This window comes from Amycolatopsis lexingtonensis (assembly GCF_014873755.1).
GTDB classification, from domain to species: domain Bacteria; phylum Actinomycetota; class Actinomycetes; order Mycobacteriales; family Pseudonocardiaceae; genus Amycolatopsis; species Amycolatopsis lexingtonensis.
The window spans coordinates 3,666,054-3,684,335 of the sequence record NZ_JADBEG010000001.1 but is presented as its reverse complement, the minus strand read 5'-3'; the positions used below and the strand labels follow the sequence as shown (position 1 = coordinate 3,684,335).

Below are 18,282 nucleotides of genomic sequence, written 5' to 3'. Positions count from 1 at the left end.
GCGCCTGCGGGGATGATCCGGGCAAGGTCTCGCGCGCCCGGCTCGACGAATTGTGCTCCCCGTGCCTGTGTGCAACACCGCAGCCTTATGGACGAAGTCCTTATTCGCCACGCACTTCCCGCGACTGCGGGAGAAGACTGGCTGGCGAGTGCTAGGGTTTGGGTGTAAAGCCCTCGTAGCTCAGGGGATAGAGCACGGCTCTCCTAAAGCAGGTCACACAGGCTTCGGTGCCGGTCGTCGATGCGTACGTCCGGACCTCAATAGCGAGTCGTCATCGGTTCGGCTGAGTATCGACGGTGCAGGCGTTCGATATGCACGCCAAGCCGTAGGCCACGCCGGTCGAACGAGCACAGCGGACGCTCGACCTGGCCGTAGACCTTGGTGCTAGGGCAGGAACGTCTGAAGGCCCGGTCAGGGTGTCGCCGGCGGGTCGTGGCGGGCGGGCGGCTCCGTCTGGGCTCCGCTCGGGCGGCATTCACGGCGTGGGCCAGAGCCCGAGCTTGGTGAACTGTTCTCGAACGTAGTTGTTGACCTCGTCCTGGATCTCGTCAATCAGTTCAAGTGTCCGGCGGGATTCGGCCCAGACTTCGGCTTGTCGTCCGGTCGCGGCGTGTGCTCGCACGATCGTGACATGTGCGCGGACGGAACTGGTGTGGTCCTCGCGCGACCGGCACAGGCCCACGGTTTCCCGTCCCCGCAGCACTGCCTCGACGTAGTCGCGTCGCTCGAGGCTGACCTCGCTCAGTTCGAGAAGAACTGCCACGGTTTGAGCGTGGTCAGCCGGGTGGCGGGTGTGCAGCTCCGCTGCTTCCCGCAGGTATGTGGCTGCGTCGTCGGCCCGGTTTTGCCGTCGGGCCAGTCGGCCGAGCTGGAGCAGCGCTTGTGCTCGTCGTCGGTGGTCGGGCAGACGTTGGAAGGTTTGCTCGGCGGCGGTCAGGTGACTGAGTGCCACAGCGAGATCATCGAGGTGTTGCAGGTCGATCCCGAGCTGCAGGTGCGTACGCGCGGCCAGTGCGGGCTGGTCGATGTCGCTGTGGGCTTCCAGCGCTTCACGGGCTCGGGCGGTAGCCAATTCGTGCTCGCCTGTCGTGCTGTAGTGGGTGGCCAGCAACAGCAGGACTTCGGCGAGGCCCCGTTGGTCGGCCGTTGCCCGGAACAGAGCTGCGGCCAGGTAGGCCGACTCCAGGGTCGCGTCGAGATCGCCAACGTGATGGTGGAGCTGAGCGAGACCGACGTGCGTCTCGGCCTCGCCGTAGCGATCGTCAGCGGCAACCGCTGCGGCCAGAACCGTCTCGTGGGTGCGGCGCCAGTCGTACAGGTTGTCGCCGATCTGCAGATGCGGGCGCAGCGTGCGCAGAATGGCGACAGCATGCCCAAGGTGGGTCCGTGCGGCGCGCCGCACGTTCGCGGCCATGCTGGCGCGCTCGCGCTCGAGCAAGGTCTTCGCATCCGCGTAGGAGTCGCCGTGGCCGTTCTCTGGGCTGGGCAGGTCGATCTCGGGGCGCGGGCGCGTGGGGGACAGGGTTTCGGCGATGTCGGTGGCGAGCTTGCTGGTCCAGTCGAGGAGGCGGGCTTGGGCGCGGGTCCGGCTGTCGGCGGAGTCCATCTTGGTGGCTAAGTGCTCGCCCGCGGCGCGCGTCAAGGTGTCCATGGTGTAGCCGTCGCCGCGCGCGTCTATCAGGTGCAGGTCACTCAGCGTTTTGAGGTGAGCGCGTGTAGTTTCCGGGCTGGTGCCGTCCAGCGCCGTCGCCGCAGCCAGGCTGAGCATCGGCTCGATGTGCATGCTCAGCGTCCGGAACGTCCTGGCCGCGCCGGCGGAGAGGCGGTCGTAAGACCACACGATCGACGCCAGCAACGTCCGGGTGTCGGACTCACCAGCCAAGAGCAGATCGACGGGGCCGGGCGGGTGAGCTGAGGCCGTCGTGGTGGTGAGCGCGTCGGCGAGGATGCGGATCGCTCGGGGCAAACCGCCGGTCAGCTCTGCAGCTGCCTCGGCCGTCAGGCTCCCGGCTGGTGCGTGCGAGTCAGGCACCAATGCCGTCAGCAGGCTCGCCGTCTCTGCGGCGGTGAACCGCTCGACGACGAGCCGGTAGGCGCCGTGATCGTTGACCAGATCGGTGAGACGATGCCGGCTGGTCACAATCACCACCGAGGCGGCGCTGCCGGGCAGCAGGGGTGTCACCTGTGCAGAGTTGAGCGCATTGTCCAGAAACACCAGAACCCGCCGTCCCGCCAGCTTCGTCCGCAGCTCGCGCTCCCGCAGTGCCGGTGAACTCGGTAGGTCCGGTGCAGCAACTCCGAGCGATTCCAGCAGCTCCGTGACAATGTCATCCGGGTTACGCGCTGGCGCGGGGGAGTAGCCGGCGAGGTCGGCGTAGAGCTGACCGTCGGGAAACTGCTCCTCGATCATGTGCCCCCAGCGCAGCCCGAGCTGGGACTTCCCGACGCCGACCGGCCCCGTGATCACGACGACGAGCGTCGAGGTCGGCCCGTTCATGTGTGCCTTGATCAGCCGCTGTTCCAGTTCGGCGAGATGTCCGGCCCGATCGATGAATCCGCTGACCGTGAGCGGTAGCTGTGCGGGCGGGATGGCGCGCAACGCAGCGTGGGTACGGCGGTAATCGGCAGGTTCGACCAGCTCACGATCCTGAAGAAGCCTGCGGTAGTGCTCCTGCAGCTCCCGAGGAGGGCTCGTACCGTAGGACTCGGCGCACCGGTCCCGGATCTGTCTCCAGCAGGCGTCGAAATCCTCGAAGTGCCCGAGTCCGTTGAATGCGCTGAGTCGCAGAGCTGCGAAGGTAACGTCCTGCTCGTGCCGTTCTGGTACTGCGTCGAGATGGCTTAGTACTTCGTGGAGGTTGCCGCGTTTCAGCTCGATCGTGCACAAGGCCTGGTAGCTGGGCAGCAACTCGCGATCCTCAAGATCTTCGCGCTCGCGTTCCATCCACAGCGTGTCCAGGCCACGGACGACCTCGCCGCGCCACAGGGCAACTGCCTTCTCAAGTGCCTCGGCGGCTCCGTCAAGATCGTTGGCTTCGCGGGCCGCTCGGCTAGCCCGGACAAGGTTCTGGAAGTGGAGGTAATCGAGGGTGTCCGAGCCCTGGATGAACGTGTAGCCGCCGTCATGGGTGAGGATCTCGGCGTTGGAGCCGACCGTGCGTAGCGTCGCGCGCAGCCGGCTGACGTAGGCGTGGAGCGTCTTTCTCGCGTGCAGGGGCGGATCATCCCAGAGCGCGTCGATGACCGTTTGGGTGCTCACGAGCTTGCCGTGGCGCATCGCCAGCACACCGAGCAGGAAACGTTCCTTCGCGCGCTTGAAGTCGACTTTCCGGCCGTCACTTCGCAGCTCCACGCTGCCCAGGATGTTCAACTCCATCGGGCTCCTTTGTCACCCCACGGAGTGCCGGCCAAGGGTCGCGATGACGTGCACCCTAACGCCGGTGAACCGGGCCGCGCCGCTGGTGACGGCGGCTGTCAAGGATCTGTCCTGTTGATGGCAACCGCAGTGTCAACCTCCGGGCCGCACGATCGGGATCGTACGACCGGCCCAGCGGAGGTGGCCAGATGCCAACACCACACGACGTCTACCGTCGGAATCAGAACGAACTGATCGTGTGCGACAGTCCACGATGCCTACCCGCCACCGCGTTCGTCGCGGCCGCCAGTACGAGTTCGCTGCGGCGCTGGCTGCGACGGTTGCGAATGGACACCGCTGAAGTCGTGGCGCAGAAGCTCGCCACATCGTCGGCTGCGCCAGAACTACAACGGCCTGGCCCGGCAGCACTTCATCGGACGATCATGGCCGTTGACGTCGAAGAGTTCTCCTCCCCGTGGCGTACCAACGCTGACCGCCTCACCATCCGCTCCGGACTGTACGAGGCCGTCCACCACGCGATGCTGAACTCCGGTGTCGTCTGGGGCGAGTGTCATCATGCCGATCTCGGCGACGGCATCCTCGTGCTGGTGCCATCCGCATACCCGAAGGCCATCTTCAGCGAACAGGTGGTTCCCGCCCTCGCGGGAGCCCTCGTCGGCTACAACGAGGAACATTTGCTGGCCGAGCAGATCCGGCTCCGGCTGGTGCTGCATGCGGGCGAAGTCAGCTACGACGCCCACGGAGCGACCGGCCAGGCGATCGTTCACGCGTTTCGGCTACTTGATTCCCTGGCGATCAAGCAGGAACTCGCGCAGTCGCCGGGCTGCCTGGCCTTGATAACCTCGGCGTGGTTCTACGACGAAGTCATTCGTCACAGTGCCCTCAGTCAGCCGGGCCGGTACGTGCGGGTCATGGTCCACGTCAAGGAAACTGTGGCGCCGGCGTGGATTTATGCCAAGTATGGTGACGGCCCTTCGGGAGATCTGCGCCAGCCCGGCTGAACGTCGATGTCGAGGCCTTCGCTGGTGGCGCCTGGCTCGACGACATAGGGGGCTGGGCAGACCCTAGAGCGCCAGGCCGACTTGAGTGGTGGCTAAAAGCAGGCAGGCTCCGGCCATTGCTCTCCATCGCCGTGGCGCGTACAGGGATGTGGAGGACGACCTGGCGAAGATGGCTGATCTTTCTTGTGGCTAGTTGTCCGTGGTCTTGGGCCAGCATTGGAGGAGGTAGCTCTCGGCGGGGTCGAAAGCGGGGTCGTCGACGACCTCGTGAATGTGGCGGTGGACTCGGACGATGTAGTCGCCCGGCGGCCCGGTGACGGGTGCGTACAGCTCGGGTGGCGGCGGGTTGAACAACGTGGCCGGTCGAAGGCGCCCGGTGGAGGAGTCGATCCGGTGTTCTTCGATGGTCTCCCATCGGCCGGGGTCGGGTGGTGGAGCGACGGTGTGCCGCTCCACCACCAGGTTGATCAACCCTGTGTGTACTTCTGTGTTGACCGCGAGGGCGCCCGGCCCGGTGGTAGCCATGCGCTGGTCTTCCCATTGCAGATCTGCGGTGATGTCGGACAGGTGCGCGCTGTCGTCGATCAGGAAGAACCGGTGATGGCTGACGTGGAGGTCCCCAGCGCGCCGTTCGGGCTGTTCGGTCATGCCAGCATGGTGGCAGAGCCCGGTGGGCTAGGTGGTGGTCAGTCGATCTGGACGTAGAACGGGTCGTTGCTCATGATGCGGTTGTCGAGATAGAACCCGGCCAGGTCCGTGCCACCGCGCTGGTTGTCGTCCTTGTCGATCATCATGCTGGAGTAGGCACCGCCGGAGGTGAAGGCGCCTTGGTTGGTGGAGGCGAAGGGGTACTCGTCGCATTCCTCGCCTTCGGGGCGAGGGATGCTCGACGGGCAGGCGGTGTCCCGGTTCTTCTGCTGCTGGACCGGGTCGACCAGCCGGGTCAGCGGCGTCCCGCCGGGGGCGCCGGGCAGGTTGCCGGCCTGGGCGGTGCTGATGTGCGCGGCGAGTTCGCCGTGCACGGCGGTGGTGTAGTGCAGTGTCGGGGTGTGCCGGGACAGGACGCACCCGGCGGTGGCGTTGGGTGTGTTGGTGTCGCAGCGCACCGGTTCGCTGGTGAACGTGACCGGCGGCGACGGCAGACTGCCCATCTGAGTGAAGATCACGGTCCACTGGGCCTGCTCGGCGACAACCTGACCGGAGGTGCCCGGCACGACGGCCGAGGTCATGGTCGAGGTGCCGGCGGGGCTGCTGTCCATCAGCCGGTAGGGGAAGTTCTGAGCGGTCACGGTGCATTCGACCGGGCATGAGGCCACGCCCTCGGGAATGACGCCGTTGATGTCGCCTCTGCCGCCGAGCTTGACGATCTGGATGTCGTGGGTCCAGGTGAGGGCGCGGGCGTCGGCACGGACGGAGGTGATGGTCACGATGTCGATCGTGCCGATCCAGGTGCCCTGGGGGACGACGAGGATGTCGACCGCCCCGAACTCCTGACGGCACCCGGAGAATCGGTCGATCACCCAGGTCAGCTCCGGCATCGCTCCCAGGCACGAGTCGGGGACCGCCTTCGCCGCCGCGGCTCGTGTACTCGGCGGGACCTGGTCGGCGGGCACCGGGCGTAGGCACATGGCCCGCTGGGTGCCGTGGGCGGCCAGGATGCTCGCGCGCGCCCGCACCGAAGCGCAGCTGTCCTGCACACCCGCTGCAACCATCGCCTGGCCGGCGTGCGGCGTCGGCGGCGCGGCCGACGCCGGTCCCGCGATGAGCGCCGTGGGAACCAGCATCGTCGCGGACGCCACGACGACGCCAAGAGCGCGTCTGGCCCGGCCCTGCACCGTCGACGGCGGTCTGCTCACTGCTCGGCCCGGTCGGCTGTTTTCGCGCATGAATGTCCTCCCCGCGAATCGTTGATCATCTGTGTGAGAACGCCGATGTGCGTCCATGTCCACCGCCGGATCTACCCGTGACCGGCGAGGGACCGGGATGGCCTGCTGAACTCCCACCCCGTCAGGAAGGTCAGGGCGACGCTGGGAATCGATACCTGCCCGCTACGCCGAAGCGCGACCGTCCGGTGCCGCGGAACATCGGCTGCCGGCCGGCGGCGCCGCGGATGGAAGCTGCAGGTCGCGCGGACAGAACGTTGCCGTCATGACTCCCCCAAGTGCGTGGCGTTCTGGCCACAGAGTCCCACAGTAGGGTGGCGATTCTCGACCTTCGAGCGCAAATCACCCAAACAGCTCAAAACGGACGTTGGCGGGATTGGAGACGTACCTGTGGCGGTCGAAATCCCTGCTGCGCAACGAGGACGCAGCGAGGTCGTCCTCAAACGCCTTCCGTGATGGGACGGCGTCTACCGACTACTACGCGTCGATCGCGCGCCTGCGACACACGCAGACTCTGTCTTCGATGCCAGATGAGCGGTGTTGCGAGGTCGCTTCTGACCTGCATGCAGCCGGCCGGTTGCCGTCCGTCCGTTGCCTGCTTTTCTGCGGCAGGTAAACCTTTGTGGCGCTGCGTGCGTGTATGGCGGGACAAGGGAGGTTCGATGGTGGTGGAGGGACCGGCGAGACCGGTAACGCTGGACCAGCCGACGGTCGCCGAAGTGCAGGCGGCGCGGTCGTGGCTGGCCCGGCGCGGCGTCGCGGCGGACCGGCTGACGCGGCTGCTTGCGCTGCGCGTCGGGTCCCGTGTGCGGGCCCGGCGGTCCTATCCGGTTTACGGCCTGCTCCTGGGCTCGGTCTGGGGCGTCGTGATCCTGCCGCCGGTTCCGGTGCCGGCGCGGTTCGTGGTGGTCGGCGCGGTCTACGCGGTCTTCCCGGTGCTGCAGTGGGGTCGGGTCCGCCCGCGCGAACGCGTTGCCGCCGGGCTGGCAGCCGCAGGAGCCCGGCCGTCGTTGCGGGCAGCGGCTGCCCAGGTGGGCTGGTGGTACCTGGCGTCGGTGGTGATCACGTTCGGCGGCGGCGCGGTGCTGTGCGTCGCGACGTTCGTCTCGAGTCCGGCGGCCGGCGCGGGCTGGGCGGCGGCGCTGGCGCTCGGGGCCGGTAGCGTGGCGCTGGTCCTCGTCCCGGCGCTGCATGCCCCGGTGATCGCCGAGGACGAGACGTCGCTCGGCGTCGACGCGGCCTTGCGCGCCCAGTCCGCCCTGCTGTTCGCGCAGCCCGCTGGGTTCACGCTCCTCGCCTGGATCGACTTCGCCGCCACCTGGCCGTCCGTGCCGCCGTGGTTCTCGGTGCGGGTGGGGTACATCGGGCTGGCGTTCGCGACGCTGGTCGCCGCCGCGTTCTCGTTCCGGCGCAGGTATCGCCGCGTGCCGTCGAGCGGCGACGGGACGGTGGCCCGGTGAGCGCCCCGGCGGTGACGGACGCGGAGCGCGCGGCAGCCGGCCGCTGGCTGGTCAAGCACGGCGTCGAGGTGCCGGCGCTGACCGACCTGCTGGCGTGGCGCCTCGGCTTCCGCGGGGGCGCCCGGCCGCCCGGGTCGTGGCGGTGGATCGTCCCGGCGATCCTGGTGGTGACCGCTGCCAATGTCGGTTACCTGAGCCTGGCGTTCCTGCCCGGCGTCCGCGGCGAGGAGCTGACCAGTGGCGCGTACCTGTTCTTCCTCATGATCGTCATGCAGCTATCCCTCTGGGGGCCGGTGCGGGCGCGCGACCGCCAGGCGCGGGCGCTGCTCGGGATACGAGCGATCAAGCGCGCGCCGGGCCCCGCAATGGGCGGCTGGGACATCGCGGCGCTGCTGGTCACGTTCGGCGGAGCCGCCGCACTCGCCGTGACGATCTTCGTGACGACACCATTCCGGACGTACGCGGTGAGCTGGCTCGGCTTCCTAGCGCTGGGCGGCGCCGTCACTTCGGTGATCCTGACCGGCATCCTCCGGCGCCCGGTCATCGCCGAGGACGAGACGTCCTTGGCGGTGGACGCCGCCGTGCGGCTCCAGGACTTCCTCATCGCGATGCCCGCGGTCTACGCGGTGCCGATGCTCTTCGATCCGATAATCGACAACGCGCAGCCGCCGGGGTACATCCCGTGGCTGATTGGGTACGCGGCCCTCGCGGTTGCGACGCAGGCCGTCGCCGGCTTCGTGAATTGGCGGCGGCGCCGGGCGATATTGGTCGCGGTGGGGTGACAAGTGGTGCCCGGCGGAACTGGGCATCCCGCTGATCTTCGCAAGGGGCCGTGGCACTCGCTCAGGATCCCAGATCGCCTGGAACGGGCCTGCTCGAGGCGCTGAGCCGACGAAGGCAATAGAATCGGCGTACTCGCGATGAGATGAGGAGGGCTCATGAACGAGGACACTGTCGGTCTAATGCTACAGATTGACTCCGGCGGGGGCTCCCGTGCGGCGCTCGATCGACTGAGCACCGTGCTCATGGGTGAACTCTGTGCGGCGCGGATAGGCCGCGTCGCACGGTCCACTGCGGAGGCGGAGCACGGGAGTAAGTCTGGTGTCGTCCCGGTCCTGGGTGATCTGACCGTCAACGGAGTGGCCGCATCCGCCGCAGCCCTTCTGTACAAAACGCTGATGGGGTTCCTCGACCGCAGCAAGGCCCGTTCCGTCACGGTGAAACTGGGCGACGCCGAGATCGTCGTGAACGCAGCGACGAAGAATGAAGTCGCCGAGGCGCTGGCGCTCGCGATGAAGCACGCCGCCGACGCTAACAAGCCGGAGCACGATGGGTGAGCGCCGCGCCCTGCTGATCGGCACCGCTTCGTACGACGATGTCACCTTGCCCTCGTTGCGCGCACCAGCGATCGAAACGCGGCGGCTCTGGAACCTGTTGAAGGACCCGTCGATCGGCGGATTCCGGGCCAAGTACCTGATCGACGAGCGCAAGCAGGTCGTCGAGCGCGAGATCGAAGAGCTGTTCGCCGACAGCCGGCCAGACGACCACGTGCTGCTCTACATCTCCGGGCATGGACTTAAGAACGGGGAGAACGAGCTCTTCTTCGCGACGACGGACACGAAGCAGCAACGGCCGTATTCGACGGCGATCCCGGTAGTCGTCGTGCAGCGGCTGTTACACGAGTGCCAGGCTCAGTACAAGGCGATCGTGCTCGACTGCTGCTACAGCGGTACCTTCGCAGCCGGGCCGATCGCCAAGTCGGACAACTCGGTAGACGTCAGCCTGCTGGGCGAGGGCACCTACATCGTCACGGCAACGAGCGCCTTCGATCCAGCCTTCGAAGACGACCGCGTCGTGTTCGGCAACAGCCAACCATTTTCGCTCTTCACTGACGTGCTGATCAAGGGGCTGGACACAGGGGCCGCCGCAGCGGCCGACGCGGACGTCATCACGATCGACGCTCTCTACGACTACCTGCACCAAGAGTTGTCCCGGCCCCGCCTGGGGGCGCGGGTGCAGGTGCCACACCGGCTGAATCAAGGCCAGGGTGCCTTCGTCGTCGCGAAGGCGCGGTCACGCACACTGGCCGTGGACGAGGCGGCGTCGTCGCCGCTCCTCGAGACGCTGATCAGCCTTGAACCGCCAAACACCGTGCGGGAGCTGACGGTGCCGATCGGCCAGGTCCACCGCTCCATTTCGCCCGGCTCAGAGGTGGTCCGACTGGACTTGGCTGGTCCGGACGGGCACGTCGGCATCGTCGGTAAGGCGTGGTCCGGCAAGACGACGTTGCTCCGCACGCTGATCGCTGGCCTGCGGTTCGGTCGTACGCCGGAAGAAGTTTCGTTCGTGCTACTCGACGCAAGCGCCCAGCTCAGCGACTTGGCGGCAGTACCGCACGTACGTGAGTATGTCGCGCCGAGCGCGGTCGGTTCGTCCCTCGCCGAGGTCTCGAAACTGATGGAGCGTCGCGACCAGCTTTTCCGATCGGTGGGTATCGGCACGATGCGGCGGTTCCGCGCGCTGCGGGCCAAGGACAAGCTCCCACCCGGGGATAACGCCGATATCTTCATCGTCATCGACGGGTGGGAGGAATTCGCAGAGTACGAGCCGACCTTCGCTGGGCAGGTGCGTCAGCTCGCGATCGCGGGGCTGAGTAAGGGGGTGCACCTCATTCTCGCCGCGCGGCATTGGGTCGAGATCCCCGAACCCGTCGACCGCTTCCTGATCGGCCGGATCGAGCTGGCCCTGGACGACCCGTCCACGTCGAGAGTCGACGCGGAACTCGCCAGGGCCTTGCCCGTTCGGCCAGGATGGGGGCTGCACAACGGCCGCCCGTTCCTGGTGGCGACTACCCACCTCGAAGACAGTGATGACGAGCTCGAAGCGATCGACGCCGCGCTCAAGCGGCTGAGTGAGACGACTCAGATGCTCGACGTCGGCGGCGGAGCTCTCCTGGAGGACCCGACCTTCCTGGAGTTGTTCGGCCTGCCGGGCGACGCGATGACCTTCGACCTCGAGCAGGCGCGGCGGCGTCGGCCGCTGCAAGATCGCTATCGGGTGCCCATCGGCGTCGACGAGCAAGGCCGGCCTGTGATGCTGGACCTCAAGGAAGCCGCGATCGGCGGTATGGGCCCACACGGGTTGTGCGCGGGCGCGACCGGCTCAGGCAAAACGGAGCTGCTCAAGACGATCATAGCCGGCTTGATGATCACGCACGCACCGAGCGAGCTGAGCGTCTTCTTGATCGACTACAAGGGCAGTAACGGGTTCCCGGAGTTCAGCCGATCGCCGCATGTGAGTGGCAACCTTTTCGACTTGGCCGGAGACCTGACCCTGGTCGACCGGCTGCGCGACACGCTTGCTGGCGAAATGACGCGTCGACAGGAGGCCCTGACGAAGGGCGGCTACAAGAGCGTCGGCGACTACGAGCGCGCCCGGGAACTCGGCGCGGAGATCGAGCCCCTGCCTATGCTGCTCATCGTGGTCGACGAGGTCACCGAACTGCTCGCAGCGAAGCCGGAGATGACTGAAGCGTTCCGGGTCATCGGGCAGGTCGGCCGGGTCTTGCACATGCACCTGCTTCTCGCCACCCAGCATGTGGACGAAGAGTTGCTGGGCCGGCTGGGTACGCATCTCTCGTACCGGATCGGCTTGCGTACGTTCACCCAAGCCGAGTCCCGGAACGTCCTCGGCGTGCCAGACGCGTATGAGCTGCCTTCCGCGCCGGGGGGTGGCTACTTGCGGTTCGAGATTGCGTCCTTGGTGCAGTTCAAGGCGGCCTACGTCTCTGCGCCGTACTTGCCGCAAGCATCGAACGCGTCGGATCCGAGCGTCCGAAACGTCGCTGCCGGATCGGGGAGGACTGCCCTGGACACGCCATCCGAACTGGAAGTCCTCATCGCACGAGTGGCGCAGCGAGACGAGACGACGCACCAAGTGTGGCTGCCACCTCTGACCGAGCCATATCCGCTGGATCGCCTGCTGCCGAGGCTCGAAGAGACGGCCGACCGCGGCCTCTCCCCGAGCGGGTTCATCGGCAACGGGAAGTTCCTGGTGCCCGTCGGTGTGATCGACCGGCCACTCGACCAGCGTCGGGACATTCTCTGGGCCGATTTCTCCGGCGCGGCGGGACATGCCGCGATCGTCGGCGGTTACGCATCGGGGGCATCGGCGCTTCTGCGTACGCTGATCTTGTCAGTAGCGCTGACGCAGACTGCGGAGGAAGCGCAGTTCTATTGTCTCGACTTCGACGACGGTTCACTGCAGCAGCTGGTGGGGTTGCCCCACGTGGGCGAGGTGACGACCAGCCGCGCCCCGGACGAGCTGGTGCGACGGACAGTCGGAGAAATCGGTGCTCTGGTCGCCGAGCGGGAGCGGTTATTCCGCGCTGAAGAAATAGACGCGCCGGCCACGTTCCGCCGGCGGGAGCGGGCTGGTGAGCTCGCCGGTGATCCGAGAGGGGATGTCTTTCTCGTGATCGCGGGCTGGGAGACCTTCGCCGACCGGTTTCCGGAAACGGCCGGCCAGGTGGCGGGCCTCGCTGGGGCCAGTCTGGCGTTCGGCGTGCACGTGATCCTTTCCGGTTACCGATGGTCAGGAATTCAGTCGCAGCTCCTCGACCTGGTTGGTACCCGGCTGGAGTTGCGCCTCGCCGACCCGGATGACTCCCACATCGACTCGCGGGCGGCCGCGACGGTCCCAAAACGGCCTGGATGCGGCTTGACCAGGGAAAAGCTACCGTTTCTCGCCGCGTTACCTCGCCTCGACGGCCAGACCGGCACGGAGGATCTGACTTCCGCGGTGCGCGCCGCGGTCGACCGGATTGCCGCGGCTTGGACCGGCGCGCGGGCGCCGCGAGTGCGTGTGCTGCCCGATCCGCTGCCCCACGACGTGGTCGAGAACGAGCAATCGGCTGACAGCCCGAGGGCGATCCCGATCGGACTGCAAGAGAGTGACCTCGCTCCGGTTTTCCTCGATTTCGACCGCGAGCCGCACTTCTTCGCGCTCATGGACGGCGAAGCCGGCAAGACGAACCTGCTGCGGATGATCGTGCGCGGCATCGCGTCGCGCTACACCGAGAAAGAAGCACTCATCCTCCTGGTCGACTACCGCCGGACGATGCTGGATTTCGTTCGGAGCGAGCACCTCCTCGGCTATGCGGTATCTCCCGAGCAGCTCAAGAGCATGATGAGGGACGTTGCCGGTTCGATGCGCAAGCGGTTGCCTGGGCCAGAAGTCACGCGAGAGCAGTTGCGTGACCGCTCGTGGTGGCAGGGACCTGAGCTGTTCATCGTCGTCGACGACCACGACTTGGTCTGTCCGATGGGAAGCGAGGATCCGCTAAGCCTCGCGGCGGTCTACCTGTGGCAGGCCAAGGACATCGGGCTGCACCTCGTCGTCGCGCGGCGCTCCGGCGGCCCGGCGGAGGCAGCGTCCGGTGGGGTGCTGGGGACGTTGAAGGAGCTGAAGAGCCCCGCGCTGCAGGGAGCGGCGTCTGAGCTGGAAATGACCGTCATCGGTCAGGTGCGGCCTGCGGAACTGCCGCGGGGGCGGGGGACGCTCGTCAGCCGGAAGTACGGCGAGCAGTTCGTGCGGCTGCCGTGGGTGCCACCAGAGGCCAACGTCGAGGCAAGTCCGAAGAGCGAGCCGGACGTCACCCCCTCGGCTGAACCGGATAACGGCGAGCTGGCGGCATCGGCGGCCGAGCCGACCGAACCCGAGTCTGCTGCGGTCGTCGCTACGCCCGAAGCCGCGCCGGATCGCGAGGTGGCCGGTTCATTGCCTGATCCGACCGGTTCGGCCGAGACAGAAAACCCTTGAATCGCCGCGGTCCGCCGCGAAAGTCCGCCGGTCCAGGTGGGCACGCGGGCGTATGGCTTGTCGGGAACGTGGAGGTATTCTTGGGCGAGTTCCAGGCTGACGTAGGCCGCGAGTTCGGCGGCGTCTGTCCAGGCTGCTTTGGCGATGATGTCGTGTTCTCCGCCGCCGTGGAGGCTGGCGTCCTGCAGCAGCAGAGCGAGAGAGACTGCAGTCAGCGAGCTGACGAAGTCCAGAGCTTGACCAGGTACATCCTCTTGCTCGGCCGCATCCGGCACTAGGGCGCGCGTCATGTCGCCGAGGTCGGAAGCGCCACGTCTCGTCGGTACCCCATACCGCGGCGGCGAGCAGCACCAGGTAGGTGCGAGTGACGAGCATTCGCAGCTCGAGCGGTGGACGCGGTGCGGCGGTCGCGGCGCGTGTCCAGCGGCGGGCCCAGGACCGGTACTGAGTCCGCTGTGACGTGGGAATGTCGGGGGCGGTCCGCACCGAGCCGGCTGAGGCGGTTTCGGTCAGGTCTTCGACCGCGTCGTCGCTCTTGCCATCCGCCAGCTCGGTGTCGTCGACGTCGGTATCGACGGACCAGCCGGTGCTCCCCAGGCCAGGGGCGGCGAGTACACCGGGAAACAGCAGTCCGGTGAGGTGTGGCCCCAGGCTGCGTTCCACCGACTCCAGCCACACGCCCCACCGGTCGTCGGGCGGCGTGGCGGCTGCGGTGGTGCCGGTGCCCGAGCACAAGGCCGAGGACCCGGTGGTCATCGTCCGCTCCTGAACGTGACTGAGCAGCCGGAGCAGGTCGGCGTTGAACCGGCGCGCGAGCACCTCATCGGTCAAGACGGCGTCGTCCTCGGCGATGAACGTCATCCGCGGCGAGTCGGTGGTGTCCTCGCGGGGCTGGCATCGGGCTGTGTCGGTGAGGAAGACGACGGGGGAGACGAGGCGCTCGTCCGGTTGTTCGGCTCGGGCGCGGACTGCTCCGCCGAGCGCTTCGGGTTCTGCTGGGTCGCAGGGCGCCGCTGTCCACGGTGACCGTGCTCAAGACGGCGCTGGGTCCGTTGTACCGCGACCAGAAACCCCACGGACGGGGTGAGTAGGAGGCGCGGCCGACTTCGGCGACCTCCTCGGTCTGTCCTCGGATGAGCATGGCTTCCACACGGTCGACTCCATGCGCGGCGATCTTCATGCCGCGGGAAACCAGGGCAAATGCAACTTCCGACCGTCGGAGAACCGTCTGGCACATGCTGGTATCCCAATCCCGCCGCCCTGCGAGGTCGGCGAGCACCCAGTAGAGGGAGTAGTACCGAACGAGGGTGTGGGGTTCCAGAAGCCGGCCCACGTATCTGACCTGCGGCGGCGGGCAAGTTCGACGGGCAGGGCATGATCGGCAGCCATGGCGCTGCGTCTGCTCTACCTGATCTTCCTCCGGCTGGTAGGTCTGCTGGGGTTGCTTGGCCGTTCCTCGGAGTCGAAGGACGTCGAGTTGCTGGTGTTACGCCATGAGGTTGCTGTGCTGCGCAGAAGTAACTCGAAACCTCCCCTGTACTGGGCCGACCGGGCTGTTCTCGCCGCGCTGGCTCGGCTGTTGCCCAAGGTGCTACGGGCACATCCGGCATTACAACGGTCGACGGCCGCGTCGTTCCCGCGAGCTTCGCCCACCACGGCCGACCCACCCCGTGGCGAACGTCAACTCCCACCGGATCAAGCGACAGTAGTTGCTCGGGGGTCTGATCAACGAGCACGAACAGGCGCCGTAAAACTGCTGGTCAGAGCCGGTGGCAGACTTATGGAATCCCACAGGTCCTGATCTGTGCCAGCCTTCGCACCCGCGTGTCCGCGAAGCCGCGCTTTTCCGGGAATCTGGTCCGCCGAATTCGGGCAGAAATGATGTGAAGATCTTCTCGTGCTGGTATTCCGGGATCGTGACGCTTGCGCGGTCGGTGCGTTCCGGCTGTAACAAGCCGCGGCGCGACGAGGACTTAAGGCTATGAGCTCCTGCAAGGCGTGCGAACGAGAACTCAGCCCCGAGGCGCGGTTCTGCGGAACCTGCGGGACACCGGTCGATCCCCTTTCCCCGGTGTTGCCCGGGCCCTCCACCGCACCGCCGTCGCGGAATGTGATGACCCCGTTGGTGGCTGGGGGAGCGGTGGTCGCGCTGATCACCGCGGCGGCCGTGGTCTTCGCGGTCTCCCGCTCGAAGGAGACGGCCGCGCCCGCGGGGCAGCAGGCACCCGAGCCGATCGTCACTCCCACGCAGGAATGGGCGCCGCCGCCGACGACGACCACGGACTCGATCTGGACGACGACGCCGTCGGTCACCCCGAGCACCACGGTCACCGAGGCCGACGTGCGGCGCCAGATCGCGCACGACCACGACGTCGCGGAACGGCTGGTCGGCAGCTGGGTTCCGCAGCTGTCGTCGAAGAGCGTCGGCCTGGTGGTCCACGGCGTGACCTACGACTACCCCGCGATCATAGAAGACTTCCGGCGGTTGCAGGGAAACTATCCCGACGCCGTGATGGTAGACTCCGGCGACTACAACAACTTCTCCCGCAAGGGTTTCTTCGTCACCCTGAAGGCGGAAACCTTCGCCAGTGCCGACCTGGCCAACGCCTGGTGCGACCAGCAGGGCTTCGCGCCGGAGGACTGCCACGCCGGTCGGCTCACCCACACGGGTGGCCCGGCCGGCAACTCCAAGCCGCGCTGACGGTTCCGTACTGACGTGCCGCACTAATGCTGTCAGCCGAAGAGCTTGGCGATGAGCTCGGTGATCTTCGTCAGCGGCTCGCTGATGGCCCCGACGACGGTCGTGATGGTCTGCCAGCGGTTTGCGACGACCGTGCCGCGCGGGGTGTCCCGCCGGAGTTCCGCTTCGATCTTGCCGACTTCGGCCCGCACCTCGTCGCGGTCGGCTTCGGTTGCGGCGGCGACGATGTCCGGCCGTGCTGCGGCGAGGGCGGCCAACAGATCCGCTACCGACAGCTCCGGCCCGGACTGGTGGTAGACGCGCGAGTGCGAGCCGACGGCGCTGCCGCTGACGTGCGCGCCGCGCAGGTCGAACTGGTCACCCATCTCACTTCTCCTTCGTGGTCTTGGCGCGGCCGCCCGCGCTGCTGTGAGTGCCGACGGCCGAGTCGACGAGAGTGCTGCCCCGCAGGTCGTAGGTGTTGTGGACCGGATCGGCCAGCTTGGTGAACTCGACGACGGAGTAGCCGCGTTCCTGGAGGTAGGCGCCGACCGCGCGGAACAGCGTCGCGTCGAGGATGCGCACGTACCGTTCCACGTCGACGTCCTGGAAGTAGCTCTGCACGCGGTCGGCTTGGGCCAGTTCCCGCAGGCTCCGGTCGGCCCCGTACTTGGCTGGCGCGATCTCGCCGGGCCGCTGCGGGATGGCCTTGAACGAGCGGAACACCCTCGTGGCGCGCTGGAGGATCGTCGCCGGCAGCAGGCACAGCTCGGCGAAAGTGTCGCGAAGCGGGCCGAGGACTGGTGCGCGGTGCTGGTCGATCGTCCGGTACCGCGGGTCGATTGGCAGCAGGGCGAGGAACTGCCATTCGAGGAAAAGCATGCGCTGGTTCGTGCCGACGTGGAGGTAGCACGACGTCGCCAGGTCGCGGTCCCAGGATTCGATGCGGTAGCACCGGTAGTACCGCGCCCACTCGACCGAGGCGTCGGCGAGGTCGCGGGCCACGTCCGGGTCGAGCTGCACGGCCGGCCGCTCGTGCAGGCCGGGCAGCACGCCGGGCACCGCATCCGGATCGGCCACGAGCCGGTCCGCTGGGATGAGGACCTGTTCTCGCAGCGTCAGGTCTTCGAGGCGACGGCCGGGGCCCAGCGACGACGTTCCGCGGAGCCGCGCCATCGCCTCGCTCACCTGGTCCTGCAGTTCCAGGACGCTGATGGTGGTGGGTTCGGCGTCGTCGGCGGGTTCCAGCGGCAGTGTGATCACTTGCTGGTGCAGTGGGATCCCAGCCCCGACGAACGGCGAGAACCCGCGGTGCACGACGACGTCGACCTTGCCGGGGTGCCGGGCCAGCTCCTGTTCCACGCGCGCGATGTCGCCCAGCGGCCCGGCGAACTGATCCTGCCCGAGCCCGCGCAGCCGCCGCTCCCGTTCGTCGCTGCTCATGACCCGGTTGGGGACGAAGGTGTTCTCGCGGAACCGGTCGAAGACCAGGAAGTGCACGGAGAACTCGTCGAAGGTCAGCACGCCGATGATCAGCAGCACCACAACGACCGGGAAGACGAAGGCGGCCACGCCCACCTCGGCGCCGACGGCCGCGACCGACGAGCCGCCTTCCGAGCTGAACATCGCCGCCAGGCCGACGCCGAAAACGCCGATCGCGGCGAGCGGCACGACGACGAAGAGGGCAACTACGGCCGCGAGCAGGCCGCCCCGCTTGCCGAGCTCCCGCCGGCCGATGGCGACGGTCAGCCCCACGGCGACCACCAGCCACGATAAGAACACCACCGGATTGAGGACCAGCAGCACCAGTTGCAGAACCAGCAGCGCGCCGTCGCGGATGCGCCGCCGCGCACGGGCGGCCACGGCTTCGCGCAGCACGGCGGTGGTGTCCACACCGGGCGTCTGGGGAAGGGCGCGACAAGGCTCGACAAGGAATTCCCTGATCGCCGTGTCGGCGAATTTCTCGCTGAGCTGCGCCGCCGCGCAGAGGTAGCGCGTGGTGATGTCCCGTTTCGCCAGGGAAGCGCCGCAACGCTGGCAGTATTTGTCACCGGCTTGATTG

Annotated in this window: 12 protein-coding genes; 7 read left to right on the top strand and 5 right to left on the bottom strand. The window is 67.4% G+C overall.

The window, feature by feature from the left end; all coding sequences use genetic code 11:
- Nucleotides 1–475: 475 nt before the first annotated feature.
- On the bottom strand, nucleotides 476–3,376 hold the full coding sequence (locus H4696_RS16720; protein ID WP_086858398.1) for an AfsR/SARP family transcriptional regulator: 2,901 nt from the start codon (nucleotides 3,374–3,376) through the stop codon (nucleotides 476–478).
- Nucleotides 3,377–3,564: 188 nt separating this feature from the next.
- Between H4696_RS16720 and H4696_RS16715 the strand changes: the two genes are divergently transcribed.
- Nucleotides 3,565–4,377 carry a hypothetical protein gene (locus tag H4696_RS16715; RefSeq protein ID WP_143265023.1) on the top strand — a complete coding sequence of 271 codons (813 nt, stop codon included), beginning with the start codon at nucleotides 3,565–3,567 and terminating at the stop codon, nucleotides 4,375–4,377.
- A 189-nt stretch (nucleotides 4,378–4,566) separates the two neighbouring features.
- Here H4696_RS16715 and H4696_RS16710 read toward each other — a convergent pair whose 3' ends face one another.
- The gene (locus H4696_RS16710) at nucleotides 4,567–5,025 is read right to left on the bottom strand and encodes a hypothetical protein (protein ID WP_086858396.1); all 459 of its coding nucleotides are present in this window, start codon (nucleotides 5,023–5,025) and stop codon (nucleotides 4,567–4,569) included.
- 38 nt (nucleotides 5,026–5,063) lie between these two features.
- Entirely contained in the window at nucleotides 5,064–6,161 is a 1,098-nt protein-coding gene (locus H4696_RS16705) for a NucA/NucB deoxyribonuclease domain-containing protein (RefSeq protein WP_158104286.1), read from the bottom strand.
- Nucleotides 6,162–6,922: 761 nt separating this feature from the next.
- Here H4696_RS16705 and H4696_RS16700 point away from each other — a divergent pair.
- The 6 genes from H4696_RS16700 to H4696_RS16675 all read left to right on the top strand — a co-directional run bounded on the left by H4696_RS16700 (nucleotide 6,923) and on the right by H4696_RS16675 (nucleotide 16,241).
- Nucleotides 6,923–7,720 carry a hypothetical protein gene (locus H4696_RS16700; RefSeq protein WP_086858394.1) on the top strand — a complete coding sequence of 266 codons (798 nt, stop codon included), beginning with the start codon at nucleotides 6,923–6,925 and terminating at the stop codon, nucleotides 7,718–7,720.
- Nucleotides 7,717–8,502: a hypothetical protein gene (locus H4696_RS16695; protein ID WP_086858393.1), complete on the top strand. Its 786-nt coding sequence runs from the start codon at nucleotides 7,717–7,719 to the stop codon at nucleotides 8,500–8,502. Before H4696_RS16700 ends, H4696_RS16695 begins: the two co-directional genes overlap by 4 nt.
- Before the next feature lie 156 nt (nucleotides 8,503–8,658).
- The gene (locus H4696_RS16690; RefSeq protein WP_086858392.1) at nucleotides 8,659–9,057 is read left to right on the top strand and encodes a hypothetical protein; all 399 of its coding nucleotides are present in this window, start codon (nucleotides 8,659–8,661) and stop codon (nucleotides 9,055–9,057) included.
- Entirely contained in the window at nucleotides 9,050–13,540 is a 4,491-nt protein-coding gene (gene eccCb / locus H4696_RS16685) for a type VII secretion protein EccCb (RefSeq protein WP_086858391.1), read from the top strand. Before H4696_RS16690 ends, eccCb begins: the two co-directional genes overlap by 8 nt.
- Before the next feature lie 771 nt (nucleotides 13,541–14,311).
- Nucleotides 14,312–14,566, top strand: coding sequence for a hypothetical protein (locus H4696_RS16680; RefSeq protein WP_086858389.1), 255 nt, complete (start codon nucleotides 14,312–14,314; stop codon nucleotides 14,564–14,566).
- A 1,087-nt stretch (nucleotides 14,567–15,653) separates the two neighbouring features.
- On the top strand, nucleotides 15,654–16,241 hold the full coding sequence (locus tag H4696_RS16675) for a zinc ribbon domain-containing protein (protein ID WP_086858388.1): 588 nt from the start codon (nucleotides 15,654–15,656) through the stop codon (nucleotides 16,239–16,241).
- Nucleotides 16,242–16,273: 32 nt separating this feature from the next.
- On the opposite strand, the gene H4696_RS16670 is transcribed toward H4696_RS16675, so the two are convergent.
- A complete protein-coding gene (locus H4696_RS16670) occupies nucleotides 16,274–16,606 on the bottom strand; it encodes a hypothetical protein (protein ID WP_086858387.1) in 333 nt (110 codons plus the stop codon).
- A 1-nt stretch (nucleotide 16,607) separates the two neighbouring features.
- Nucleotides 16,608–18,113, bottom strand: a complete 1,506-nt coding sequence (locus H4696_RS16665; protein ID WP_086858386.1) for a hypothetical protein — start codon at nucleotides 18,111–18,113, stop codon at nucleotides 16,608–16,610.
- Between the last annotated feature and the right edge of the window lie 169 nt (nucleotides 18,114–18,282).